Origin of the sequence: Nonomuraea sp. NPDC004580, from assembly GCF_040609855.1 — a bacterium.
Classification (GTDB): domain Bacteria; phylum Actinomycetota; class Actinomycetes; order Streptosporangiales; family Streptosporangiaceae; genus Nonomuraea; species Nonomuraea salmonea.
Genome location: NZ_JBEXLH010000077.1, coordinates 12,768 through 35,377, shown reverse-complemented (window position 1 = coordinate 35,377; position 22,610 = coordinate 12,768). Strand labels below are relative to the sequence as shown.

General features: G+C 70.0%; 24 protein-coding genes and 2 pseudogenes. 15 read left to right on the top strand and 11 right to left on the bottom strand.

The annotated features are described in order from the left end of the window. Nucleotides 1-39: 39 nt before the first annotated feature. The 3 genes from ABZW11_RS41415 to ABZW11_RS41405 all read right to left on the bottom strand — a co-directional run bounded on the left by ABZW11_RS41415 (nt 40) and on the right by ABZW11_RS41405 (nt 2,855). Complete coding sequence (locus tag ABZW11_RS41415) at nt 40-1,371, bottom strand: serine hydrolase domain-containing protein (RefSeq protein WP_355430317.1); 1,332 nt, start codon at nt 1,369-1,371, stop codon at nt 40-42. 22 nt (nt 1,372-1,393) lie between these two features. Continuing rightward, entirely contained in the window at nt 1,394-2,341 is a 948-nt protein-coding gene (locus tag ABZW11_RS41410) for a hypothetical protein (RefSeq protein WP_355430314.1), read from the bottom strand. A gap of 100 nt (nt 2,342-2,441) precedes the next feature. Then, on the bottom strand, nt 2,442-2,855 hold the full coding sequence (locus tag ABZW11_RS41405) for a hemerythrin domain-containing protein (RefSeq protein ID WP_355430311.1): 414 nt from the start codon (nt 2,853-2,855) through the stop codon (nt 2,442-2,444). A 149-nt stretch (nt 2,856-3,004) separates the two neighbouring features. Here ABZW11_RS41405 and ABZW11_RS41400 point away from each other — a divergent pair. Then, nucleotides 3,005-4,270: pseudogene (locus ABZW11_RS41400) on the top strand (RNA-guided endonuclease TnpB family protein). On the opposite strand, the gene ABZW11_RS41395 reads toward ABZW11_RS41400, so the two are convergent. Beyond that, a complete protein-coding gene (locus ABZW11_RS41395; protein ID WP_355430309.1) occupies nt 4,233-5,555 on the bottom strand; it encodes an MFS transporter in 1,323 nt (440 codons plus the stop codon). The pseudogene ABZW11_RS41400 and the gene ABZW11_RS41395 sit on opposite strands and share 38 nt — an antisense overlap. Before the next feature lie 38 nt (nt 5,556-5,593). Here ABZW11_RS41395 and ABZW11_RS41390 point away from each other — a divergent pair, with 38 nt between their 5' ends. The 3 genes from ABZW11_RS41390 (at nt 5,594) to ABZW11_RS41380 (ending at nt 7,716) form a co-directional block, all read left to right on the top strand. Beyond that, nucleotides 5,594-6,244, top strand: coding sequence for a TetR family transcriptional regulator (locus tag ABZW11_RS41390; protein WP_355430306.1), 651 nt, complete (start codon nt 5,594-5,596; stop codon nt 6,242-6,244). Between the two features lie 436 nt (nt 6,245-6,680). After that, entirely contained in the window at nt 6,681-7,040 is a 360-nt protein-coding gene (locus tag ABZW11_RS41385; protein WP_355430303.1) for a recombinase family protein, read from the top strand. 91 nt (nt 7,041-7,131) lie between these two features. Next, the gene (locus tag ABZW11_RS41380; RefSeq protein WP_355430300.1) at nt 7,132-7,716 is read left to right on the top strand and encodes a zinc ribbon domain-containing protein; all 585 of its coding nucleotides are present in this window, start codon (nt 7,132-7,134) and stop codon (nt 7,714-7,716) included. A 146-nt stretch (nt 7,717-7,862) separates the two neighbouring features. Here ABZW11_RS41380 and ABZW11_RS41375 read toward each other — a convergent pair whose 3' ends face one another. Further along, nucleotides 7,863-7,994: a hypothetical protein gene (locus ABZW11_RS41375; protein WP_355430322.1), complete on the bottom strand. Its 132-nt coding sequence runs from the start codon at nt 7,992-7,994 to the stop codon at nt 7,863-7,865. Here ABZW11_RS41375 and ABZW11_RS41370 point away from each other — a divergent pair. Continuing rightward, complete coding sequence (locus ABZW11_RS41370; protein WP_355430320.1) at nt 7,993-8,196, top strand: hypothetical protein; 204 nt, start codon at nt 7,993-7,995, stop codon at nt 8,194-8,196. The genes ABZW11_RS41375 and ABZW11_RS41370 overlap by 2 nt on opposite strands. Here the strand turns inward: ABZW11_RS41370 and ABZW11_RS41365 are convergent. After that, nucleotides 8,116-8,283, bottom strand: a pseudogene (locus ABZW11_RS41365) (GntR family transcriptional regulator); the annotation flags it as partial. The gene ABZW11_RS41370 and the pseudogene ABZW11_RS41365 overlap by 81 nt on opposite strands. Nucleotides 8,284-8,390: 107 nt before the next feature. On the opposite strand from ABZW11_RS41365, the gene ABZW11_RS41360 reads away from it, so the two are divergent. Both ABZW11_RS41360 and ABZW11_RS41355 read left to right on the top strand, forming a co-directional pair. Next, nucleotides 8,391-9,568, top strand: a protein-coding gene (locus ABZW11_RS41360; RefSeq protein ID WP_355430297.1) for an IS3 family transposase whose coding sequence is annotated in 2 segments (ribosomal slippage) — nt 8,391-8,655 and nt 8,655-9,568 — 1,179 coding nt in all. Because the reading frame shifts where the segments join, the coding sequence is not laid out codon by codon here. A gap of 657 nt (nt 9,569-10,225) precedes the next feature. After that, entirely contained in the window at nt 10,226-10,444 is a 219-nt protein-coding gene (locus ABZW11_RS41355; protein ID WP_355430294.1) for a hypothetical protein, read from the top strand. A gap of 188 nt (nt 10,445-10,632) precedes the next feature. Here ABZW11_RS41355 and ABZW11_RS41350 read toward each other — a convergent pair whose 3' ends face one another. Beyond that, nucleotides 10,633-11,472, bottom strand: a complete 840-nt coding sequence (locus tag ABZW11_RS41350) for a hypothetical protein (protein WP_355430291.1) — start codon at nt 11,470-11,472, stop codon at nt 10,633-10,635. A 552-nt stretch (nt 11,473-12,024) separates the two neighbouring features. Here ABZW11_RS41350 and ABZW11_RS41345 point away from each other — a divergent pair. The 4 genes from ABZW11_RS41345 (at nt 12,025) to ABZW11_RS41330 (ending at nt 16,695) form a co-directional block, all read left to right on the top strand. After that, the gene (locus ABZW11_RS41345) at nt 12,025-12,198 is read left to right on the top strand and encodes a hypothetical protein (RefSeq protein ID WP_355430288.1); all 174 of its coding nucleotides are present in this window, start codon (nt 12,025-12,027) and stop codon (nt 12,196-12,198) included. Nucleotides 12,199-12,677: 479 nt separating this feature from the next. Further along, nucleotides 12,678-14,897 (top strand): ATP-dependent RecD-like DNA helicase, encoded by a 2,220-nt coding sequence (locus ABZW11_RS41340; RefSeq protein WP_355430285.1) that lies wholly within the window; start codon nt 12,678-12,680, stop codon nt 14,895-14,897. A gap of 98 nt (nt 14,898-14,995) precedes the next feature. After that, a complete protein-coding gene (locus ABZW11_RS41335; RefSeq protein ID WP_355430282.1) occupies nt 14,996-16,192 on the top strand; it encodes an Ig-like domain-containing protein in 1,197 nt (398 codons plus the stop codon). Beyond that, a complete protein-coding gene (locus tag ABZW11_RS41330) occupies nt 16,189-16,695 on the top strand; it encodes a GNAT family N-acetyltransferase (RefSeq protein WP_355430279.1) in 507 nt (168 codons plus the stop codon). Before ABZW11_RS41335 ends, ABZW11_RS41330 begins: the two co-directional genes overlap by 4 nt. Here the strand turns inward: ABZW11_RS41330 and ABZW11_RS41325 are convergent. Further along, the gene (locus ABZW11_RS41325; protein WP_355430277.1) at nt 16,685-17,704 is read right to left on the bottom strand and encodes an NADPH:quinone reductase; all 1,020 of its coding nucleotides are present in this window, start codon (nt 17,702-17,704) and stop codon (nt 16,685-16,687) included. The two genes, ABZW11_RS41330 and ABZW11_RS41325, sit on opposite strands and share 11 nt — an antisense overlap. Before the next feature lie 436 nt (nt 17,705-18,140). On the opposite strand from ABZW11_RS41325, the gene ABZW11_RS41320 reads away from it, so the two are divergent. Beyond that, nucleotides 18,141-18,599, top strand: coding sequence for a hypothetical protein (locus tag ABZW11_RS41320; protein WP_355430274.1), 459 nt, complete (start codon nt 18,141-18,143; stop codon nt 18,597-18,599). Nucleotides 18,600-18,706: 107 nt separating this feature from the next. Here ABZW11_RS41320 and ABZW11_RS41315 read toward each other — a convergent pair whose 3' ends face one another. Continuing rightward, nucleotides 18,707-18,955: a hypothetical protein gene (locus tag ABZW11_RS41315; RefSeq protein ID WP_355430271.1), complete on the bottom strand. Its 249-nt coding sequence runs from the start codon at nt 18,953-18,955 to the stop codon at nt 18,707-18,709. Between the two features lie 366 nt (nt 18,956-19,321). Further along, nucleotides 19,322-20,281, bottom strand: coding sequence for a radical SAM protein (locus ABZW11_RS41310; RefSeq protein WP_355430268.1), 960 nt, complete (start codon nt 20,279-20,281; stop codon nt 19,322-19,324). A 120-nt stretch (nt 20,282-20,401) separates the two neighbouring features. Here ABZW11_RS41310 and ABZW11_RS41305 point away from each other — a divergent pair, with 120 nt between their 5' ends. Genes ABZW11_RS41305 through ABZW11_RS41295 form a run of 3 tightly spaced genes read left to right on the top strand, consistent with a single transcriptional unit; the run spans nt 20,402 to nt 21,950 of the window. Then, entirely contained in the window at nt 20,402-20,725 is a 324-nt protein-coding gene (locus ABZW11_RS41305) for a multidrug efflux SMR transporter (protein WP_355430266.1), read from the top strand. Then, complete coding sequence (locus ABZW11_RS41300; protein ID WP_355430263.1) at nt 20,722-21,567, top strand: DUF952 domain-containing protein; 846 nt, start codon at nt 20,722-20,724, stop codon at nt 21,565-21,567. Before ABZW11_RS41305 ends, ABZW11_RS41300 begins: the two co-directional genes overlap by 4 nt. 8 nt (nt 21,568-21,575) lie before the next feature. Further along, entirely contained in the window at nt 21,576-21,950 is a 375-nt protein-coding gene (locus ABZW11_RS41295; RefSeq protein ID WP_355430261.1) for a nuclear transport factor 2 family protein, read from the top strand. Between the two features lie 18 nt (nt 21,951-21,968). Here the strand turns inward: ABZW11_RS41295 and ABZW11_RS41290 are convergent, their stop codons facing one another. Continuing rightward, entirely contained in the window at nt 21,969-22,214 is a 246-nt protein-coding gene (locus ABZW11_RS41290; protein WP_355430259.1) for a hypothetical protein, read from the bottom strand. Nucleotides 22,215-22,610: the final 396 nt, after the last annotated feature.

Here is a 22,610-nt window from a genome sequence, read left to right as displayed (position 1 = left end):
GCCTCGGCCGGCGCCGGCCCCTGCGCCGGCCCCGCCTCGTCAGGCGTGCCAGTCGCCGGGGCCGCCCGGCAGCGGGGCGGCGGGGTCGTAGGGGTCGCGGGTGAAGACGAAGGTGTTGAGGTCGAGGTGGTCGGGGGCCACCTTGAGCGTCTCGCCGGCGTAGTAGCCGTCGAGGCCGAGCCAGGTGCCGTCGTCCCGGGCGACGAAGCGGGAGGCGCGGCCACGGCCGCCGACCGGCTCCAGCGCCAGGCCGCGGTCGGGCAGCAGGCTCAGCACGTACGGCTTGGGGCCCCAGTGCCACAGGCCGGTCAGGGCGAGCAGGTCGGGGTCGGCGGGGGCGGGCTGCCATTCGTCGGGCAGGCGCGGCTCGTACTCGTGCAGGATGTCGAGCAGGTCGTCGGCGAGGGCGCCGGTGAGGCCGGAGGTGGTGTTGGCCATGAACAGCACGCCGGTGTCCTCGTCGGGGTCGGCCCACACGGTGGCCAGGAAGCCGGGCATGGAGCCGGTGTGGCCGGCCAGGCGGCGGCCGCGGGCGCGGGAGAGCTGCAGGCCGAGCCCGAACCCGCCGCTCCAGGTGTGGCCGTCGTCGACGCCGATGGGTTCGCGCATCTCGGCGAGGGTGGCGGCGGGCAGCACGCCGCTGGTGTGGCCGGACAGGAACGCGGCCCAGCGGGCCAGGTCGTGCGGGGTGGACCACAGCTGGCCCGCCGGGCCCATGGCGTCGGCGTCGTGTTCGGGCTCGGCGAGCACGACGTCGGCGTAGGGGTGGACGGCGTAGCCGGTGGCGTGGGGCGGGCGGGGGCGCGGGGTGGTGTCGTGCATGCCGAGCGGGTCGAGCACCTCGGCGCGCAGGGCCTTGAGCCAGGTGGTGCCGCGCAGCCGGCCCACCAGCTCGCCGAGCAGCGCGAACCCGACGTTGGAGTAGTGGAAGCGGCGGCCGGGACGGTGCTTCAGCTCGGGTCCGCCGAGGCGGTCGAGCAGGTCGTGGGCGGGGATGCCGGGGGTGCGCTCCCACCAGTCGGTGGGCGGCTCGGCGGTCAGGCCGGCGGTGTGGGACATCAGCTGGCCGATGGTCAGGTGGCCGACCTGGGTGCCGGGCAGGTGCCGTTCGAGGGGGTCGTTGAGGTCGAGGGCGCCTTCGTCGCGCAGCCGCATGACGACGACGGCGACCATGCTCTTGGTGATGGATCCGATGCGGTATTGGGTGGCGGGCGTGGGCTGCTGGTCGCCGACGCGGCCTCTGCCGCCGAACCATGCGGTCCGCCCGTCGCGGACGATCGCCGCCGTCAGCGACGGCACCCTGCACTCGGCCTGTTCGACGGCCAGCCTGCGCAGCAGGGCGCGCGCCGTCGCCTGTCCCACCTGACTCATGAGCGACAAGAGTAGCGGCTGCTCAGCGGGAGGGTGCGCGGTCGAAGGCATCGAGGATGAGGCGGGTGGCGTCGAGGTTTCGGGTGGTGTGGCCGAGGCGGGGGACGGGCATGGCGCCGGGCCAGGTGTGGCCGCCGCCGGCGATGGTGTAGAGGCGCAGGGTGGCGCCGGGGCAGGTCCAATGGTGCAGGCGTACGCGGGGGGCGGGGGTGGTGGCGGCGGGGCCGGTGCAGCCGAGCAGGTCGGCCCAGCCTGCGGTGGCGCGCTCGACGGGGTCGAGGACGATGAGGCCGGCGAGTTCGCGCAGGTCGCCGGTGGCGTCGCGGAAGGGGTGGCCGCCGTCGTAGGGGACGATGCGGTCGCCGGTGCCGTGGAAGGCGATGATCGTGGTGGGGGCGGGTGGCCGGCAGGGCCGGGCGATGTTGATGCCGGCGACGGCGGCCACGGCCGACAGCTTGCCGTCGAGGGCGCAGATGAGGCCGGTGGCCATGGCGGCGCCGTAGGACATGCCGGCGGCGAACTGGCGGTCGGCGCGCACGCACAGGCGGCGTCCGAGGTGGGCGAGCAGCGCGGTGAGGAAGCCGGTGTCGTCGGGGCCGGCGGTGCGGGGCAGGGTCCAGCCCATGTGGCCGTCGGCGGCCTGGGGGGTGGCGACGATGTAGCCGCGGCTTGTGCCGTGCTCGGCCAGGCGGCTGTAGGCGTTCTGGCGGGCGGCGGTGGAGTTGAGCCCGTGCAGGTCGAGGATGAGGGGGTGGGGGTCGTCGCCGCCGGGCAGGGCGAGCAGGAAGCGGCGGCTGAGCCCGTCGTGGGCGAGGCGGTGGGTGCCCGGTCCCAGCCGGTCGGCGGACTGGCAGCCGCTGGTGATGCCGGGCTGGGCGGCGGGGGAGGGCGGGACGGGCGCGGGTGGCGCTCCGTCGCAGCGGACGGCCAGCAGCGCGAGTGCCGCCGTCAGGGCGAGGCGGGCGAGCATGGGCGCCTCCTTCCGTCCCACCTTGAACGCTACAGCGGCAGCCCCTGCGACGCCCCTCTCCGGCGGTCCCCTCTCCGGCGGTCCCTTCCCCTCTGGCGGGTCAGACGTCGTCGGGGAGGGTGAGCATCGTGTTGAGCACCGGGACGAGCTGCTGTTCCTCGTAGTCGAGGTGGGCCTCCAGTTTCGTGGTGAGCCGGTCGAGTTCGGCCTGGATCCGGCTCCGGTCGTGGTCGAGCAGGCGCCTGATCTCGTTCATGAGGGTGGCGACCACCTGGTGCTCCTGGCGGAGCCTGGCGAGGACGTCGGCCAGTTCGGGGTGCTCGGTGGCGAGGTGCGGGAACAGGGCGCCGTCCTCGCCTTCGTGGTGGGCGTGCAGGGCGTCGCAGAAGGTCAGGCAGTGTGTACGCAGGTCGGCCGCGTCCATCCGGGACTCGCGCAGCGCGGCGAGGTCCCGGCGGAAGCCGTCGTGCAGTTTGATCAGTTCGTCGCCCCAGGCGGCGATGCGGTCGCTCATCAGATACCTCCGTGGAAACCCCCGCCTTCAGGCGGGGAAGGAATCGGACCCCTGCGGAGAAGGACAGGGGCAGCCGGTTCACTGCCAGGCGAACCGTATTCATCGAACGCGCATGCGATCTGTTGTTGATCGACGGTAGGTTGTGGGTTGTGGCGCAGATCGTGAAGCGGGCCTACAAGTACCGCTTCTATCCGACTCCTGAGCAGGCCGGTGAGCTTGCGCGGACGTTCGGTTGCGTCCGTCTCGTCTACAACAAGGCACTGGAGGAGCGCACCCGCGCCTACCGGCTGGAAGGCCGCCGCGTCTCCTATGTGGAGTCTTCTGCGCGCCTGACGGAGTGGAAGCGCAGCGGAGGCTACGACTTCTTGTTCGAGGTGTCGTCGGTCCCTCTGCAGCAGGCGCTGCGCCACTTGCAGGCGGCGTTCGCGCACTTCTTCGCCAGGCGCGCCAGGTACCCCACGTTCAAGTCCCGGAAGAGGTCCCGGGCGTCGGCGGAGTACACCCGCTCGGCGTTCCGCTGGCGTGAGGGCACCTTGACGCTGGCGAAGATGGACACGCCGCTCGATATCGTGTGGTCGCGTCCGCTGCCGGAGGGTGCGCGGCCGTCCACGGTCACCGTCTCGCGCGACAGCGCGGGACGCTGGTTCGTGTCCCTCCTGGTCGAGGAGAAGATCAGCCCGCTTGCGCCTGCCGGGCGGAGCGTCGGTGTGGATGCGGGCATCACCGCGCTGGCGACGCTCTCGACCGGGGAGAAGATCGTCAACCCCAAGCATGAGCGCGCCGATCGGCGCAAGCTGGCCAAGGCTCAGCGGGCCCTGGCCCGTAAGGCCAAGGGGTCGAACAACCGCGCCAAGGCCAGAGTGAAGGTCGCCAGGGTGTACGCCCGGATCGCCGACCGCAGAAGAGATCACCTGCACAAGGTCACGACACGGCTTGTTCGCGATAATCAAGTGATCGCCGTGGAAAACCTGACCATCCGCAACATGGTCAAGAGCCGCAGTCTGGCCCGCGCCATCTCCGACGCCTCCTGGCGCCAGATGCGCGCCATGCTGGAGTACAAGGCGCGATGGTACGGGCGGACCGTGGTGGCGGTCGACCGCTGGTTCCCCTCCTCCAAGCTGTGTTCGGCGTGCGGGGCCCTGCGGGAGAAGATGCCGCTGGACGTCCGGGAGTGGATGTGTGCCTGCGGCGCGGTCCACGACCGGGACGTCAACGCGGCCAAGAACGTGCTCGCCGCCGGGCTGGCGGAGAGCTGAAACGCCTGTGGAGCGGGTGTAAGACCTCAACGAGAGTCCTCTCGGACAGGGCGACCGGCTGTGAAGCAGGAAGCCTCACGGGCGACCGTGGGAATCCCCCTCGTTGACGAGGGGGAGGATGTCAAACCGGTTCCATCTCTCGGGTCGGTGTGCGGGTGAGGTGGGTGTGGGCGGTGGCGAAGAGGGCGGCGAGCAGCCCGGCCGCGGCGGCGACGCCGAACGTCCATGCCGGGCCGCCGGCGTCGAGCACGGCGGCGCCGACGGCTCCCGCGACGCTGCTGCCGGCGATCCTGACCAGGGCGTTGATGCCGCCGGCCGCGGCGGTCTTGGCGGGTTCGACGTGTTCGACGGCCATGGTGCCGAGGGCGGCGTAGCCGAGGCCGGTGCCCAGGCCGAGCACGGTCGCCGCGCCGTACAGGTCCATGGGGGAGGAGCCGGACAGGGCCAGCCACAGGGCGGAGGCGCTCACCAGCGCGGACCCGGCCGCCACGAGGGTCGAGGCGGTGTAGCGGCGCATGAGCGGCCCGGCGAGCACGGACGTCACGAGCATGAGCAGGGTCGTGGGCAGCAGGTAGAGGCCGACCTGCAGCACCGAGGCGCCGAGGCGGCCCTGCGCGACGGCCGAGACGGTGGTGATGGCGGTGAACAGGGCGAGCCCCATGAGGAACGACGCCACGGTCGCCCCGACGGTGGCGCGGTGCAGGAGCATGGGGATCTCGATGAGCGGCTGCGGGGTGCGGCGGGCGGTCACGACCCAGACCGCGGCCCCGGCGACGGCGGCGGCGAACAGGCCGAGGGTGGCCGGTGAGGTCCAGCCCCACGCGGCGCCCTTGCTGACCGCCAGCAGCAGGCTGCCGAGCCAGAGGGCGACGAGCGCCGCGCCGGCCAGGTCGGGACGTCCGGGTGCGCGGGCGTGGCTCTCGCGCACCACGGCGGCCACCAGCAGCAGGCTGAGGGCGGCGAGCGCGGCCTGGGCCCAGAAGACCGCCCGGTGGTCACCGTCGAGCAGCCCGGCCATGATGAGGCCGCCGCCGCAGCCGGCGCCGAGGGTGGCGCTGAGCACGCCGATCGCGGCGGGCAGCCGGTCGGGTGGTACGAGCTGCCTGACCAGGCCCATGGACAGGGGGAGCAGCGGCGCGGCGGTGCCCTGCAGGACGCGGCCGGCCAGCAGCAGCGGCAGCGCGTCGGCGACGGCGCTGAGCACCGATCCGGCGGCCAGGAGGGCGAGGGTGAGCAGGGCCATGGTGCGGCGGCCGTACATGTCGCCGAGGCGGGCCAGCAGCGGGATCGACACGGCCCCGGACAGCATGCCGGCGGTGAGCGCCCAGGAGACGGTGGTGGGCGGGGCGTGCAGCAGGCGTTCGAGGCCGGGCAGCAGGGGGACGACGACGGTCATCTGCAGGGAGCCCACGGCGACGGCGAAGGCGAGGACGGGGATGGCCAACGACTTTGTATACACGTACACAAAGTAGCATGGCGGTCATGCCGACGCGTACAGGAAGGCCGCCCCGCATCTCCCGGGCGGAGATCGTCACCGCCGCCTGGCGGGTCATCGAGCAGGACGGAGTGGGCGAGCTGACCATGCGCAGGCTGGCCCGAGAGGTCGGCAGCACGCCGATGGCGCTCTACCGGCACGTACGCGACAAGGACGAGCTGCTGGTGCTGCTGCTCGACGACTACGCCGCCGGCATCCCGCGCCCCGACCTGCCCGACGACCCCCGCGAACGCGCGATCACCGCCGCGCTGGCCATGCACGAGGCCGTCTCGGGCTGCCCGTGGGCGGTCGACGTGCTGCGCGCCGACGACCTGCTGGCGGTGGGCGCGCTGTGGTACCCCGACCGGATCGTCGACGCCGGCCTGCGGGCGGGACTGCCGATGGAGGAGGCCGTGGACGCGTACCGGATCATCTGGCACTACACGGCCGGCGAGATCGGCGGCCGCGCGGCCGCCCGCCGGCGCCGCGAGCAGGGCGGCCCCACCTACCGCGAGCAGGTCTTCACCGGCCTGGACGCGGCGGAGTTCCCCCGCCTCAGCGAGATCGCCGGCCGCTGGGAGGAGCTGACGGCCCGCGACACCTACGCCAAGGGCGTCCGCGCCCTCGTCACCGGCCTGCTGCCCGCGGTCGGAACCTGAGCTCCCACGACCGGTTGATCCGCCCATGCACGCAGGACTTGTCCGGGAAGCAGTCCCCGATCTGCAGGAAAGCGCCGTCGGGCGGCAGGACGGCCCGGCCGACGCCCGCGGGATTGTCGACCTCGAGGCACCTGCCGCTGCGTGAGGTGCCGCTCTGGACGTGGAAGTGAACGCGGCATGGACCACCCGCCGGGCCGGGTGTCGCGGCGGTGAGGATCTCCCCTAATCTCGTCGGTGTGGTGGACCGCGAGGCGGGCCCGGACGCGGGCTCCAGAGATGCCGGCACTCATCTGAGCGCCGTACTAGAACGCATCACTCGGAATGATGAACGAGTGAACCATGCGCCCGTTAGCGGCATCAACGACCAGAAGATCCTTTCGGCGATCGGCTACGTCCGCGTCTCCATGATGCTGGGAGAGAAGATCTCGCCTGAGAAATGGACGCCATCCGGGCGTGCGCCGCCCGCAAGGGCTACTACATCCCGGATGGGGAGTGGCCGCGCGGAGGCTGGATCATCGAGCTGGACGTCACCGGCCGCAACTTCAACCGCGACATCACCAAGGCCGTCGCCGCGATCGAGCAGGGCAGAACGTACGCGATCATTGTCTGGGAGTTCTCCCGATTCAACCGCGACCGCGAAGGCAACCCGATCCACCTCGGCCGGATCGAACGAGCGGGCGGCGAACTGCTGTCCGCCACCGAGGACCTCGACGCGCGCACCCCGTCAGGCAGACTCGCCCGGGGCATCCACTTCGAGTTCGCCGCCTACTACTCGGATTTCGTCGGCGCGCGATGAGCGAGGCGTTTCGGAACAGGCTCAAGCGCAGCCTCCCGCCTCTAGGCGGCAATTACTTCGGGTACGTGCGACGAGGCCGCAGCCCCATCCCGTGTTCCACGATCGGACCCTGCCCAGCCCCGCGGACGGCCCGGAGCGTTACGAGCCCGATGTCGTCTCCGGCATGGCGCAAGTCCTCTCCGACAGCTACCAGCGGTGGCTGCAGGAGCGCAGCTTCTACAAGGGGGCGCTGCTGCTCAACCGCCAGGGCATCCGGACACCCGGCGGGTCCGAGTGGGGAGAGAGCGAGTTCTGCTCGACCGCGGCTTCGGCGCAGGATTCATCAGCGTGCACGATCCTGAATGCCGGTGCGGCAAACCGTCGGCCTGTAGGTGGCGGGTGCTGTTCCCCGGGCGCGCACGCGCCGGTGATCTCACAGGAGACCTGGGACGCCTACCAGGAGACCCGGCGGGAGATGAAGGCCCAGCCGCGCAAGGACCGCACGTCCCTGCACCCGTTCTCCGGATTCCGGTGCTGCGGTCGCTGCCGTGGAGGCATGCACATGACGACGAAGGGTGACCTCTCCAGATACCTGTGCGGGTCGCGGATCCGGCAGGGCGCGAAGACGATCGGCGTGAAGTGCACCAGCATGTTCGTCCAACGGTCCTTGGTCCAGGACGCCGTCTTGGAACGCTGAAGGACTGGGCGGACGCCATCGAGAGCGCCGCCGCCAGCGCGCAGGTCGCCCCACCGGCGCCCATCGAGCCGGAATCGGTGCGGCTCGTGCGCGAGTTGCTGGGGCAGCACCGGTTGCAGAAGGTTCGCGCGGTGATCACCGCCGTGTCAGCTGCGGGGCGGGATCTCGAGTCTCGTCCGGTTAGCCGGGGGCAACTTCTCCTGGCCGTCCTCCACCACGAGAACCGGCACACCCTGCGCGGGCAGGACGAGCTCGCGCTGCTCGTGGGGCGTCGGCATGCGCGCCTCCACGAACGCGGGACCTTCCACGGTCACCCCGGCGGCGTTCGAACTCTTCCAGAACGAAGCTGCCGACGCCCTTGCGCGTCTCGAGCAATCCTTCCCCGCGAAGCTGCGCCAGGGCGTCCTCCACGGTGGCCACCCCGACGCCGTGCATGTTGGCGAGCCGATGCAGCGACGGGAGCTTGTGATCGGACGGTAGCTCGCCGGTCCGGATCTGCTCGCGAACCCGGTCGGCGAGTTGCTTGAACAGAGGCCGGTCCGCGTTCGGGTCCAGAGGCGATGTCACGAATGAATCGCATCAGTGCTATAGCGCCGTTCCCCCTTAGTGAGGTGCCCAGAAGATTCCGGACAGCCAGCTACATAAGCTGACAGCAGTCTGGAAGAGGTAGGTACGTGACGAGGCGTCGCAGGCAGTTCTCGCCGGAGTTCAAGGAAGAAGCCGTCCGCATGGTGCTGGAGGGCGATCGGACGGTCGCGTCGGTGGCGCGGGAGTTCGACCTCAACGCCAGCACGCTGGGCAGCTGGGTCAACCGGCATCGGATCGTGAGCGCGCAGGAGGAGCAGCAGCGGCCGCTTTCCGGTCCGGAACGGGCCAGGATTCGGGAGCTGGAGCGGGAGAACGCCGAGCTGCGCGAGAAGTTGATCTTCCTGAAAAAAGCGGCCGCCTTCTTCGCGTCCGAGACTCGATGACGCTCGCCATGTACGAGCTCATCGACGCGGAGAAGGCCCGTCACTCCATTGTGAAGATGTGCGCCTGGCTGGGCGTGTCCCGCTCGGGCTACTACGAGTGGCGCGAGCGGCCGGCCTCGGCCACCGCGCAACGCCGCACGCTGCTGAGCGCGCTGGTCGCCGAGATCTTCACCGGCTCGCACGAGACCTACGGCTACCGGCGCGTGCACGCCGCCCTGACCCGCCGTGGCGTGCACTGCTCGGCCGAGCTGGTCCGTGCCCTGATGCGCGAACAGGGCCTCATCCCGGCCCAGGTGCGGGCGTTCCGGCCGGCCACCACCGTCGCCGGCGACTTCCGCGGCATCCCCGACCTGGTCGGCCGGGACTTCACCGCCGCCCGTCCGGGCGTCAAGCTGGTCGGCGACATCACCTATATCCGCACCTGGGAGGGCTTCCTCTACCTGGCCACGATGATCGACTGTCACAGCAAGGCGGTGCCGGGCTGGGCGATGGCCGATCACTACCGCACCGAGCTGATCAAAGACGCGATCCGGATGGCCACCGGCACCGGCCTGCTCCAGCCCAATGCGGTGTTCCACGCCGACCGCGGCTCGAACTACACCTCCGAGGAGTTCGGCCGCTTCCTGACCAGCCTGCACATCCGCCGATCGGTCGGCCGCACCGGCGTCTGCTGGGACAACGCGATGAACGAATCATTCTTCTCCGCGCTCAAGAACGAGTGGCTGCACCGCTTTGTCTTCACCACCCGGGCCAAGGCAAGACGGCAGGTCATCCGCTACATCGAAGGGTTCTACAATTACCGGCGCCTGCACTCGGCGCTCGGCTACCGAACACCCCTGGAGGTACTCAACGAGTCCCTCTCCACCCAAACAGCCGCATAGGCTACGCCCCATAAGACGGCTGTCCGGAATCACTGCGGCCCCTCATAGAGCCTAAGCGCTTCAGCGCCAAAGCGGGTCCACCTGCCCGAGCCAAGACCGGAAGATCACTACCCATTGACGAGAGCTGGAGCGCGCCGAAGCCGGTGCTGCCGTGCTGGAGTCCGCCGCAGAACCGAAAGAGCAGTGAGCATGCCGCCCGCTGCCTTTCGCCCGCGGGCGCGGATGCCGCGCTTGCCGGTTCCCCATGTCATCGCCTACGAGGGCGAGGCCGTGCCGTATGACCTGGCGGCCGTCCCCGAACGGGGGACCACCGAAGGGGTACGACTGGCTTCACCGACTCCATCGAGCAGGACTGGATGTGGGGTGTCCTGTGACACCGGCAAAGGCTCGGCCGTGGCGGCGACCCGATCTTCGACATGGTGAACACGCCGCGTCAGCGCCGCTGCATGCGTCAGAGGTCGTGCCAGGCGTGCGGGCGGACGACGCGGGACCCGGAGTCACACCGCCTGTGGTGGGTCATGGCACGGCCGGCCTGGCTCACCGAGGCGGGAGAGCCGTAAGTGAACTCGCCTCCAACCTGCCGGTCATGCATCCGGGTGGCGAGACAGCTGTGCCCGAAGGCTGCCGCATGACGCGCCCGCCTACACCGCGGCCGCCGTGCAGCCGTACGGCGTGCTCGGCAACCTGTACCGCGCCGCCGGGCGAGGCCCGGTAGCGCTCAAGCAAGAGAAGGTGATCCTGTCGTTCGACGACTTCCGGCGGCTGGAGTTCACGCTCGCGACGCAGTTGCTCGCCGCCCTGGAGGACCTGCGGCCCGAGGATCTGCCGCCCGGCGACCACGACGCGGAACTGCTGGCGGGCGTGGCCGCCCACTGATCGCCCCCCGCCCGATGGACAGGCAGCCTTTCGGACGGGGGTGCTCACGCCGGCAAGACGCTGGGTCCGGTGCCGTCGAACCTCCGGCGCCGCACCCAGTCACGGCGGGCCGGGGGGGCTGGCGCGGACCCTCGGGCCACCCCAACGTGACAAGCGGCCTGGGTCCGGGGCGGTACAGCAGTCGCGCGTCAAGGTCTGCCGACGCGCGAGATGTGAGTAAATCCGGGAGAGAGGTTAACGGGCGTGCCGACGAGGTTGTCGTTGTTGAGGGCGGCGACTTCTGCTCGTCCAGAGTCGTGGTCATAGAAGAGCCAGCCGGTTGAGGTGCCGACTACATGGGTCCAGAAGCTGAAGGAGTCCCGCCCCCAGGAGCGAATGGTGCTGACATCACCGTTGAAACCGAGCCGTGCGAGTGCACCGGACCTGGCGTTCGCGTTGTAGAAGAGCAGTGTGTCTTGGTTGTTGGATTGCGGGCCTGCTGCAATGGATGTCCAGCCACCGCTAAAACTACCAGGCGGGTAAACCCTTTGGGGCGGGTCGAACTCGACGGCGGCTGCTCCATTCCCCGCGTTGTAGAAGAAATCGTTCGCCGTCCACCACGCGAATAGCACATGCGTCCAACCTGTGCTGAAACTTCCAGGCGGGTAGATCTTCTTCGGCGGGTCAAAGCCCAACGCCCCTGCACCTGACAGGGATTCGTAGAAAAGCGGCTTCTTGTCGAGACGCCACATGATGTGTGACCATTCGCTGAAGCTGCCAGATGGGAACCGTTTGTCGGTGACGTACACGACGCCGGAGACTCCTGGCGCCTGGAAGTCCTGCGACTCCAGGTGACCCACCTCTGCGCTGCGCGATCCCCGGTTGTAGAACATCACCGTTGAATCTTTGGGCGACCCCGCCATGATCTGCCAGTCGCGGGGGAGTGTATCGGGCGTATGATCCACCGATATATGCAGAGCATTTGCGCTCATCGTGGCAGTAGCGGCAGAACCATTGCCCGACCTATAGAAAAGCAGACGCTCTGGCATGGCTACCTCCGAACAACGAACCGGGCAGTTTCTGAATCGGTTCCAGGGCTCGATCTTTCTGCATCGTACCTACCCCGAATTCCTCTTTAGTCACCCCGCGAACCTGTGCATGCCCGAAAGGGCTTTTCTATAGAGTCGATGAAGCCAAGCCAAGCTGAACGGCTGGCCGTTCTGGCATCCGGGAAAACCGGCCGGGAGAGGTTGGCTGCGGCGTTCCTGCAGGAGTGCGCTGCCAGCGGACTGCCGGGCACACCAAGTGGTCCACGACCCGCGTGCTGGCCTTGACGGCAAGCTGCCACATCAACCACGCCTTGGCCGCAACCGACATCGCCTCAGTCCGGGGCTGGCGCTATGTCCGCCCGGGCGGCTGGTCCTGGCGGGCGCTGAAGCGGATCTTGTTCTTGTGCAGCCAGACGTTCAACGCCGTCCGGACGAAGTCCTGCGGCCCGTTGCCGGTGATGTCGCAGGCCGCGGTGAGACGCGCCCTGCGGCGAAGCGACCGAGCGGTACGAGGCCGCCCGCCGGGCCGCTCAGGAGGCGTACGACCGCGCGATGGCCGAGACGACCGCAGCGTGGCATAACGCGATCCGCCCGGCTGCGGCCTCGCCCGAAGGAGTGCCTGCGGCGGACAAGAAGAGCCTGGTAACGCGGGCCATGATCAGCAAGATCGCCGGCCTGCGGTTCCAGAGGATCCAGGAGATTGTTAACACGCCCGCCGAGCCGTAGTCTCATCAGGCGTGTTAAAAGGCGAAACCCCGGCCTATGACAGAAGTGCCGGGGGTTCGCCATGCCTGGGGCAACAGAACCCTCCTTTGCGTTATAGATTTGCGCGAATGAGATGCCGCCCTATCTGGCGTGCGCGATTGCTAGCGAGATCAGTTCAGGTAGGCTTGCTGGCGCATGCGAGCCCGGCGGCGCTGCTACCGGATAATGGCCGCCAGGTACTCGACGGAGCGGCCTCCCGGGACGTAGGCGGTGCGGGCCGCCTCCTCAGGAGAGAGAGCCCCTCAGCGGGGCCGCGCTTCCGCTAGGACTCGCCCGGCGGCCGCAGAAGCTTCGGCGCGGGTCGTCATAGATCCACTGTCGCACGAGGGTGCGAATAGGCAGTCCGTGAGATGCCTCACGTGCCGGCCGATCCGCTGGTATCGCGGCGGTCGGGCGTGCGCTCTACTCTTGCCACGGAGACAGGCAGGAGAGGGGTTTGCGTGGAGCCGGGCGCGGATGGGTCACTCGTTTCATCGCTCGATGCGGTCCTTGAGCGCATCACCTACGCCAACGAGGAGACCGGCTACACGATCGCGCGCGTCGCCACCGACCGCACCGGGGCCGACCTGCTCACCGTGGTCGGGCCGCTGCTCGGCGCGCAGGTGGGGGAGTCGCTGCGGCTGCACGGCCGCTGGACCTCCCATCCCCGTTACGGCCGCCAGTTCGAGGTGTGGTCCTACACCACCGTGCTGCCGGCCACCGTGCAGGGCATCCGCCGCTACCTCGGCTCCGGGCTGATCAAGGGCATCGGGCCCAAGATGGCCGAGCGCATCGTCGACCACTTCGGCACCGACACGCTCGACGTCATCGAGCAGCAGCCCGAACGCCTGGTCGAGGTGCCGGGGCTCGGCCCCAAGCGCACCAAGATGATCGCCGCCGCCTGGGAGGAACAGAAGATCATCAAAGAGGTGATGATCTTCCTGCAGGGCGTCGGCGTGTCCACCTCCATCGCGGTGCGCATCTTCAAGCAGTACGGCGAAGGCTCCATCAACGTCGTGCGCACCCAGCCGTACAAGCTGGCCGACGACGTGTGGGGCATCGGCTTCAAGACCGCCGACACCATCGCCCAGGCCGTCGGCATCCCCCACGACAGCCCAGAACGCGTCAAGGCCGGGCTGCGCTACACCCTGTCGCAGGCCGCCGACGACGGCCACTGCTACCTGCCCGCCCCCAACCTGGTCGCCGACGCCGTCAAGATCCTCGACGTGCCGCCCGACCTCGTCGCCACCTGCCTGGAGACTCTGGTCGCCGAGGAGGGCGTCGTCCGCGAGGAGGTGCCGGCCGGCGACAACCACGTACCGGCCGTCTACCTGCCGCCCTTCCACCGCGCCGAGACCTCCCTGGCCGGCGGCCTGCTCACCCTGCTGCACAACGGCCACGACCGGCTCAAGAGCTTCGCCGACGTCGACTGGGAGCGCGCCGAGCGCTGGCTGCACGGCCAGACCGGCGCCGACCTGGCCGCCGAGCAGCGCCAGGCCGTCCGCCTGGCGCTCACCCACAAGGTCGCCGTCCTGACCGGCGGCCCCGGCTGCGGCAAGAGCTTCACCGTACGCTCGATCGTGCTGCTGGCCCGCGCCCGCCGCGCCAAGGTCATCCTGGCCGCCCCCACCGGGCGCGCCGCCAAACGCCTGGCCGAGCTGACCGGCCACGAGGCCACCACCGTCCACCGCCTGCTGCAGCTGCGCCCCGGCGGCGAGGCCACCTTCGACCGCGACAACCCGCTCGACGCGGACCTGATCGTCGTGGACGAGGCGTCCATGCTGGACCTGCTGCTGGCCAACAAGCTCGTCAAAGCCGTCGCGCCCGGCGCGCACCTGCTGTTCGTCGGCGACGTCGACCAGCTCCCCTCGGTCGGCGCGGGCGAGGTGCTCAAAGACCTGCTGGCCGCCCCCGACATCCCCCGGGTCCGGCTGACGCAGATCTTCCGCCAGGCCCAGGAGTCCGGCGTCGTCGTCAACGCCCACCGCGTCAACACCGGCCGCCACCCCGTCCTGGAGGGCATGAAGGACTTCTTCCTGTTCCCCTGCGAGGAGCCGGAGGAGATCGCCGCGCTCACCGTCGACGTCGTCGCCCGCCGCATCCCGCGCCGCTTCCGCCTCGACCCCCGCCGCGACGTGCAGGTCCTGGCCCCCATGCACCGCGGCGCCGCCGGCGCCGGCGCGCTCAACACCGCCCTGCAGGAGGCGCTGACCCCCGCCCGCGACGGCATGCCAGAGCGCCGCTACGGCGGGCGCGTCTTCCGCGTCGGCGACAAGGTCACCCAGCTGCGCAACAACTACGACAAGGGCTCGGCAGGGGTGTTCAACGGCACGGTCGGCATCGTCACCGACATCCGCCCCGACGAGCACAAGCTCACCGTCCTGACCGACGAGGACGAGCCGGTCGACTACGCCTTCGACGAGCTCGACGAGCTGGCCCACGCCTACGCGGTGTCCATCCACCGCTCCCAGGGCAGCGAATATCCGGCCGTGGTGGTCCCGCTGGCCACCAGCGCCTGGATGATGCTGCAGCGCAACCTCCTCTACACCGCGATCACCCGCGCCAAGAAGCTCGTCGTCATCGTCGGCTCGCGCCGGGCGCTGGCCCAGGCCGTACGCACCAAGGGCGCCGGACGCCGCCACACCGGCCTGACCCACCGCCTGGCCCGCACGAGTAATTGAAATGTGATCGAACTCTCCCAAACGATTCGGCGTCTTACAGGCAGGAGCATTAAGGTTTTTGAAGTGCCCTTTGCGGCGCCGTTGGCGAGAGGAAGAACTTGAACGCGCAGACCGGCCCGAGGAGACCCGCCACCGCATTCGCGCTGCTGGCAGCGGCCGCCCTGACGGCATCCTGCTCAGGCGGTCCCGCGAGCCCTCCGCCCGACGCGCCCGACGCCACCATCGTCGCCACCCCGCAGGCGCCCACGGTCGCGATCAAGCCCGCCGAGGGCACCAGCAAGGTCCACCCGGACAAGAAGGTCGTCGTCTCCGCCGCGGGCGGCGCGCTGGAAAACGTCACGGTCGAGGCCGACGGCGAGCAGGTCACCGGCACGTTCAACGGCGACAAGACCCGCTGGATCTCCAAGACGCCGCTCAAGCCGTCCACCCGCTACAACGTCTCGGCCACCGCCGGCGCCACCACCGCGACCAGCACCTTCACCACCGCCAAGCCCGAGCGCGCGCTGCAGGTCGCCGACGTCACCCCCAACGCCAAGGGCGAGACGCTCGGCGTCGGCGCCCCCATCATCGTGACGTTCAACCAGCCCGTCACCAACAAGGCCACCATCGAGCGGGCCCTGGAGGTCGAGGCGGAAAAGCCCGTCCAGGGCGCCTGGCGGTGGATCAACGACAAGGTCGTCATCTACCGCACCGCGAAATACTGGCCCGCCCACCAGAAGGTCACCTTCAACGCCGACATCACCGGCATCAAGGGCGGCAAGGGCCTCTACGGCGTCAAGGACTACACCGCCAACCTCAAGATCGGCGCCAAGCAGATCAGCAAGGTCGACGTCGCCAAGCACATGATGTACGTCTACAAGGACGGCAAGCGGGTCCAGACCATGCGCATCAGCGCAGGCAAGGGCAACACCCGCGAATACACCACCACCTCGGGCGTGCACCTGACCATGGAACGCGGAAACCCCGTCCGCATGATCTCGCCCGGCCGCGAGAAGGACGACCCCGAGTACTACGACGTGATGATCAACCACGCGGTGCGGATCTCCAACTCCGGCGAGTACGTCCACGCCAAGGACAACGTCTGGGCCCAAGGCCGCACCAACGTCAGCCACGGCTGCATCAACGCCCGCCCCGACCAGGCCAAATGGTTCTACGACCACATGCAGCGCGGCGACGTCGTGGAGATCACCGGCACCAACCGCGAACTGGAGTGGAACAACGGCTGGGGCTACTGGCAGATGTCGTTCTCCCAGTGGAAGAAGGGCAGCGCCTTGAAGACGGTCAAGAAGAAGTGATCCGCGTCCGTCCCGCCGGGCCCGGCGACGTGCCCGTCACGCTCGCCATGTTCGACGGCGCCGTGGCCTGGCTGACCGCCCAGGGCCGCACCGGCCAGTGGGGCAGCCGCCCCTTCACCGGCGACGAGCGCCGCACCGAGCAGGTCGCCTCCTGGCAGCGCGGCGGCGGCATGCACATCGCCGAGCACGACGGCAGGCCCGCCGGCACCATCTCCATCGGCCCCGCCCACGCCTACGTCACCCCCGCGACCGAGCCCGAACTGTACGTCCAGGCCCTGGTCACCGACCGCCGCCACGCCGGCCACGGCATCGGCCGCGCCCTGCTCGACTGGGCCGCCGAGCAGGCCCGCGAACGCGGCCTCGGGCTGCTGCGGGTCGACTGCTACGCCGGCGACGACGGCCGCCTGGTCGCCTTCTACGAAAGCTGCGGCTTCACCCGCGTCGCCCCCTTCACCGTGGGGGAGTGGCCCGGCATGCTCCTTGAGCGCCGCATCACGGGCTGACCTCCACCAGCACCTTGCCGACCGCGCCGCCCTCCACCGCGCGGTGCGCGTCGGCGGTGCGCTCCAGCGGAAAACGCACCAGCGGCAGCCCGTGCTCCTCACCCACCGGCAGCGCGCCGTCGGCGACGGCGGCCGCGACGTCCTCGGCGCCCGCGCGCAGCGCGTCGTCGCCGACCGTGTAGAGCACCAGGAACTGGAAACGGGTGTTCAGCGTCATGTTCTGCCGCACGTCCAGCGAGACCGGCTTGCCGCCGTCGTTGGCGTAGGTCGCGATCACCCCGCGGGTACGCAGCACCGCCAGATCCAGGGCCAGGTTCGCGCCCAGCGCCACCTCGGCGACGATGTCGACGCCGTCCGGCGCGAGCTCCCGGATCTGCGCCGCCGGATCCCCCAGCCGGTAGTTGATGACATGGTGCGCGCCCGCGGCCGCGGCCAGCCGCGCCTTCTCCGGACCGGAGATCGTGGTGATCACCGTCGCGCCGGCCCACCGGGCGAGCTGGATGACCGCGTGCCCGACCGCGCCCGCCCCGCCCGCGGCCAGCACCACCTTGCCCTCCAGCGCGCCGGGCCCCAGCCGCCCCGGCCCGTCCTCGGCCACCGTGAGCGCCCGGTGCGCGGTCAGCGCCGGAACCCCGAGGCTCGCCCCGACGTCGAACCCCGCCTTCTCCGGCAGCGCGACCGCCTGACCGGCGTCCAGGAGCGCGTACTCGGCGGCGGTGCCGGTGGATCCGCCCTGCGTGGCCATGAACAGCCAGACCCGCTCACCCACCCGCCCCCGATCGACCCCCTCGCCGACCGCGTCGATCACCCCCGCACCGTCGAGATGCGGGATGACCTCGGGCACGCCCTGCGGGTTGGTGGCGCCCGAACGGGTCTTCCAGTCCGTCGGGTTCACCCCCGACACGGCGACGCGCACCCGCACCTGGCCAGGGCCAGGCTCGGGCAGGTCACGCTCGACGAGCTGCAGAACACCGGCGTCGCCGGTCTCGCGGTAGATGATGGCCTTCATGACGTGCCGTCCCCCTTTTCTCGATGGTCGCCGTGGCTATGCTCTCCTACCCACGCCCGTGATCAGCCGATCCGGCCGCGCCGGGATCGGCCTGCACGCGGTGCGCTCCCGGGCGAATGGGCCAAGAAGCTCACCGTCAAGCAGTACGGCTTCAACGCCGCCCCGTACGGCTGGTTCGTCGAGCAGCTCACCGCCCAGGACAACGCGACGCCTTCAAGACCGGCGCCGTCGCCCTGCACCTGGAGTCGACCTCCGCCCTCGGCGGCGACACCCAGGCCGCACGAGGCAAGTTCGAGCTCAAGACCGCGCCATTCCCCAAGCCGGCGGCACCGTCATCGGCGGCGCCTCCCTGGGGATCGACGCCGTCGGCCACAGCGACGCCGACAAGCGCGCCGCCTGGGGAGTTCGTGAAGTTCTCCACTGCCTGCTCGGCATCATGCCGGAGGCCAGGAAGGCCGCCGAGGTCGGCCTGGAGCAGGCCGTGCCCGCCGGCGCCGGCCAGGAGCCGAAGACCTCGGCCCAGCAGGCGATGCAGGTAGCGTCGTCTACGCCATGGGCCTCGACCTCGCCGAGAAGGACGCGCACGCCCCCTCAGACGGCCGCCACATCTACCGCTCACTCGACGGCGGCCACCGCTTCGCCCCCGTCGTGGATCAGAACGCCGACATCACCATCACCAACGGCCCGCCGCTGGCCGCCCACCCCACCGACCCCGCCGTGCTCTACTTCACCTCGGGGGACCGGCTGGTCCAACCTCGGCACCGACATCTACCGCTACGACGGCCGGCGCGACCGCGTCACCACCACCCACAACTCCCACGACCGCGTCACCTCGATCGCGTTCAACCCCGCCAGCCAGGCAGTGATGTACCTGGGCCTGACCGAAGAGTCGTAGCACGCACAAAGAGGGGCGCGCCTCAGCAGGACAGCGCCGGATGCTCCGCGAGGAGAATCCTCGCGGAGCGCCGGATGCGCGGGCGCCGGTCGAGCGCCCAGCCGCATTTACTCGTCGTCGTCGTCCTCTTCGTTGCAGTACTCGGTCCTCCACTTGCCGTGCTTGTAGCACTGCTTACACCAGTCGCCGTAGACGGTCTTCCAGCGGCACCTGGCCGCGGCGTTTCCCGGTGCGGCGCTCTGCTCGGCGGCGGTGCAGGCCGCGTCGGTGCCGGTGGCCGCTTGAGCGGTGACGGGGCTGCTGATCACCAGGGCGGACGAGGCCACGGCCATGGCGATGAGAAGTCGTTTCACCATTGGTTGCTCCTGATGGAGGGAAGAGTTCCAGGTCCGGCCTGGAACAGTCGAAGCGTCGTTCACGGATGTACGAATGTCGCCGCGACGGCGCTATGAACAATTTCCACGCTAGCGACGGCCGCCGAAATCGTCCCCCCACCAGCGGCAAAACTCAATTTTCGAACAATCGGCCCTATATTTCTTCCGAACGAAACCAACGAATATCGCCGCGCGGACGGCATTGAAAGGAGAGCCGCTACATGGCGTGCACACGGCGACACGAAGCCCCGTCCCGCCACGCCGCCTGAGATGATCTCCTCTTCCCCCGCCGGGCCACCCCGACGCCGGGCTTGCTGAATGATTCGGGAAAGGGTTTCACCAGCAGCCCTACACCAGCGCCAGCTGAGCCGCCTTCGGCTCACGCCGCACCGGCTCAGGAGCACCACATTCCATCCCGTACACCCGGCACAGCTGCGCGATCTGCCCCGTGATACGCCGCTCGTAGTTCTCCGACGGCGACCCCGCCCGGTCGTACAACTCCTCATACCGCTCCGCCAGCGCCGGATGCGCCCGCCCCAGCCACTCCAGATACCACTCCCGCGTCCCCACCGGCAGCCGCAACACCACCGGCTCCACCACCCGCGCCCCCGTCGCCGCGATCCGCCGCACCGTCGCCCCCAGCTGATCGGCCGCGTCACTCAGCAACGGCAGCACAGGAGCCATCAGCACCCGGCACTCCACCCCCGCCTCCACCAGCGCCGACACCAGCTCCAGCCGCGCCTGCGCCGTCGGCGCGCCCGGCTCCACCGCCCGCCGGATCCGCTCGTCCACGAACGCGATCGACACCGCCACCCGCGCACCCGCCCGCGCCAGCAACGCCGCATCCCGCAGCACCAGCGCGCTCTTGGTGTAAACCGTGAACGGCGTCCCCGACGCCGCCAGCGCCCCGATCACCCCCGGCATCAGCCGGTACGTCTCCTCCGCCGCCTGATAGCAGTCACCACCCACCCCCACCGCCAGCTCCCGGCCGTCCCACCGCGCAAGCTCCGCCCGCAACCGCTCCACCACGTTCGGCCGCACCACGATCCGCTCGTCGAAATCAGCCCCCGCACCCAGCCCCAGCCGCCGATGCCCCGCCCGCGCACCGCACCCCCGGCACGCATGAGCACACCCGCGATAGGGGGAGACGGCCCACTCCTGGACGATGCCCGCCGCCGACGGCACCCGCTCGATCACCGTACGGGCCTGCATCTCGTAAAAACCGCCACGCACCACCGCACGCCGCTCGATCAGCGGCCGATCATCGGCAGCCTCGTCATCGACCAACGCCAGCACGTCCCAACCCACGCCACCCAGTGGAACACGTTTTCGACAGCGTTTTCAAGCAGTTCCCGCCAACGCGGGGCCCCGGGGGAGAAAAGCCCTAAAATTCGGTACGCCCGTACCACTTCACTCCCGGAGACCCCCATGGCCTGGCTCCTGCTCGCCCTCGCCATCGCCTCAGAAGTCCTCGCCACCAGCGCACTCAAACTCTCCAACGGCCTGTCCCACCTCGGCTGGAGCATCGTCGTCGCCGCCGGCTACCTCACCTCCTTCGCCCTGCTCGCCCGCGTACTCAAACTCCACCTCGACATGGGCACCGCCTACGCCGTCTGGTCCGGCGCCGGCACCGCCGCCATCGCCCTCATCGGCGCCGCCTTCATGGGCGAGACCCTCACCGCCCTCAAGATCGGCGGTATCCTCCTCATCATCGCCGGCGTCGTCGTCCTCAACCTCGCAGGTGGCCATTGACCCCACACCGCAGCCCCGCCCAAGACCGCAGCAGACGCCGCCGCGCCACCCTCCTTGACGCCGCCGTCCACCTGCTCACCCACGGCGGATTCGCCGCCGTCACCCACCGCGCCGTCGCCCATCATGCCGGCCTGCCCCTGGCCGCCACCACCTACTACTTCGCCTCACGCGACCAGCTCATCGCCGAAGCCTTCGCCCAGCTCGTCGACCGCGAACTCGCCACCACCCGCACCTGGATCACCCGCCACGGCCCGCACCGCCTCCTCGACCAGGTCGCCGCCGCCGACCACACCCGCCAGCTCGCCCTGTGGGAGCTCTACGTCCACGCCGGCCGCGACCCCGCCCTGCAGGCCATCGCCCGCCGCTGGAGCGACGGCTGCCTCCACGTCCTCGCCGACACCCTCCGCCTGCCGCCCGACGACCCCCGCCTGCGCCTGCTCTACACCACCGTCTCCACCCTCTGGCTCGAGCACCTCGTCGAACGCCGCCCCCTCGACCAAGCCCGCACCCTGCTCACCCTCGCCATCGAGCACGCCATAATGAGGCCCGTGATCCACCACCTCGCCCTGCACGCCGACTGGCAGCACGCCCAGAACGCGGGGGAGTACCGCATCTCCACCCTCGGCCGCACCCTCGACGACGAAGGCTTCATCCACTGCAGCCGCGACCTCGCCCAGCTGCGCACCGTCCACGACACCTTCTACACCGGCGTCACCGAGCCGCTGCTCATCCTCGACATCGACCCCACCGGCCTCGACGTCCGCATCGAGAACGGCTACCCCCACCTGTACGGGCCCCTGCCGCTGACCGCCGTCACCGCCGCCCGCCCCTACACGCCCTGAGACCCGCCATGGACACCAGGACCGCCGCCCAGCGCTTCGCCGACACCTGGCAGCACGGCTGGACGCACCACGACACCGCCGCCATCATCGCCCTCTACCACGACGACGCCGAACACCTCAGCATGCCCTTCCGCCCGCCCCACAAGGGCAAGAAGGCCATCGCCGACTACATCACCTGGTCCTTCAGCGGCGAGACCGACCCCCACGTCACCTTCGCCACCCCGATCGTCGACGGAGACCAGGCCGCCATCGAGTTCCGCGTCCACGCCCACGAAGACGGCCACCCCGTCAGCCTCGCGGGCTGCGTCTTCGCCCGGTTCACCCCCGACGGGCTCGCCATCCGCACCCGCGACTACTGGCACACCACCGACGGCCACACCTGACCGCCTGCCGCCGACCGGTCAGCGCACCACCCGCAACGGCACCCGCCCAGCAGGAACCGGCCCAGCAGGCACCGGCGCGGGGGAGGGCTCACGCCGTGGCTGCGCCTGCACCCGAGGCTGCGGCCGCGTCGGCTGCGCCTGCTGGTGGGGCTGAGGCTCCGGCTGCGCCTGCTGCTGCGCGAGCCGCTGCTCCTGCTCGGCCGCCTGCCGCTCCGCGCAACCACCCGCGCAGTACCCGTTCGTCACGATCAGCCGACCGCGCAACGTCGTGTACGCATCCTTCCCCGAAGCGGGCAGAACCCCCCGGCACACCGGGCATAACACCGACTCAGTCCCCACGTGCTGCTCCTCTCGCGGCGCGAATAGCAGGAGCTCCACCCTAAAACGCCACCCCCCGCGGGCGACACCCAATCAACACAAAGTCAATGCCGCCGTCAATGCCCCGGCCGGCCCGCCCAGGCCGCCCAAACCCCCGCTCAACCCCGCCTATATCACCCTGCGCACACACCTCGACACGGCTAAGAAATCTCCACACCCGGCACATCCATCACACGGGCAGGGGAGAGGCACCTCACCCCGCCGACCAGCATGCATCGAGCTCCGCACACCCGCCCCACCTGCGATAAACCGGCAAAAGCCGCTATTTCCTGACTTCCACTG